Source organism: Gemmobacter sp., from assembly GCF_016792925.1.
Classification (GTDB): Bacteria; Pseudomonadota; Alphaproteobacteria; order Rhodobacterales; family Rhodobacteraceae; genus Gemmobacter.
This window is the reverse complement of record NZ_JAEULU010000059.1, coordinates 1-1,801: the sequence shown is the minus strand read 5'-3', so window position 1 is coordinate 1,801 and position 1,801 is coordinate 1. Positions and strand designations below refer to the sequence as shown.

Sequence of the window (1,801 nt, the reverse complement as noted above, 5' to 3'; positions counted from 1 at the left end):
GATGCTGTGCATATCCGAGGTGTCGAGCGCGTCGGAATATTTGGCATTCACCTCCTCTTGCCCGGCATCGGCCTCGCCCTTGGAACATTCGATCGGGATGCCCGCGCCCCAGAGGTGGTTGCGGATGTCGCGCATGATCGGTTCATCGGCGGAGGTGCCCCAGATCGAGTAATCGACATTGTGCCGCGCCTTGGGGGTGGGCAGGGGGTGGCCGCGGTCGAACAGCTCGGAAAAGCTCTCGTCGAACAGGAAGAATTCCAGCTCGGTCGCCATCATGGCGTCAAAGCCCATGGCGCGGGCGCGTTCGACCTGACGTTTCAGGATGGCGCGGGGCGAATGCGGCACGGGCTGGTGGGTGTGGTGATCCAGCACATCGCACAGCACCATGGCGGTGCCGGGCGCCCAGGGCAGGCGGCGCAGGGTCGAGAGATCGGGCTTCATGACGTAATCGCCGTAACCCGCCGCCCAGGAAGTGCTTTCGTAACCGGGGACGGTGTGCATCTCCATATCGGTGGCAAGCAGGTAGTTGCAGCAATGGGTCTCGTCATGGGCGCCGTCGATGAAATGCTGCGCGACAAAGCGCTTGCCCATCAGGCGGCCTTGCATGTCAACAAGGCAGACGGCGACGGTGTCGATCTCGCCGCTGGCGACGGCGGCTTTCAGGGTGTCGAAGGTGAGATTGGCGGGCATGGGGGCCTCTGGTCTGGAAAAGGGAAGGGGGTTCAGGCGCGCAGGAGGGCGCAGCCGCCGCCAAATTCGGGCTTGCGGGGCCAGCAGGCGGGGCGCGTGCAGGCGGGATGCTGAACCGGGGTCATCCTTTTTCTCCCTTCGGCCAAGCTGGCCGGAATTTGATCATATCTTGAGGGGTCGAGCCGTGCAAGGACGGCTCGACCGGAGGGGCGATCAGGCGCGGTAGGTCAGTAGCGGTAGGGTGGGCCTGCCTTCACCATGGTCTCGTTATAGGTCTTGATGATCTGCACCACCTTGGCTTTCACTTCGCTTTCGGCGGCAATCTCGTCCCAGAAGGTGACGGCGGCGTCTTCGACCGTTTTCCATTCCTCGGCGGGGATGGTGGTCAGTTTCAGCTTGCCGCCATTGATGCGCAGATCGGCCTCGCCCGCCCAATACCAGTGCTGGCGGTGGTAGTGCGATTGCTCGAAACAGACCTCCAGCAGCTTTTGCAGATGCGGCGGCAGGGCATTCCAGCGCTCCATATTGGCGAAGAAATGGCCGATCCAGGCGCCGGAAATGTTGTTCGTCAGGAAGTAATTGGTCACGTTGGACCAGCCGACGGTATAGACCTCGGTGATGCCCGACCATGCGATGCCGTCCAGCTCGCCGGTCTGCATCGCCACTTCGATGTCTTCCCAGGGCAGGGTGACCGGCACCACGCCGAATTGCGACAGGAAGCGCCCGGCGGTGGGGAAGGTGAACACCCGCTTGCCCTCAAGGTCTTTCAGGCTGTTGATCGGATCTTTGGTCGAGAAATGGCAGGGATCCCACGACCCGGCGGAGATGTGTTTCACCCCCACGGCGGCGTATTCGTCTTCCCAGATCTTCTTCAGCCCGTATTTGTTGAACAGCGCCGGCACATCCAGCGAATAGCGCAGGCCGAGCGGGAAATAGCCGCCGAACACCGTGACCTCGGTGGGCGAGGCCATGCTGTCATCATCGGATTGCACGCAATCAATGGTGCCGGCTTGCAGGGCCTGGAACAGCTCGCCGGTGGGGACGATCTGATCGGCATAATACAGCTCGATCTCCATCTGCCCCTGGGCGATCTGGTTGAAGGCCTCGATGG

General features: G+C 62.2%; 1 protein-coding gene and 1 pseudogene. Both read right to left on the bottom strand.

Going from position 1 to position 1,801, the window contains the following annotated elements:
- A pseudogene (locus JNN06_RS03220) lies at positions 1–690 on the bottom strand (glutamine synthetase); the annotation flags it as partial.
- Between the two features lie 227 nt (positions 691–917).
- Positions 918–1,801, bottom strand: an 884-nt coding sequence (locus JNN06_RS03215) for a TRAP transporter substrate-binding protein (RefSeq protein WP_291238158.1), incomplete at its 5' end; no start/stop codon positions are given.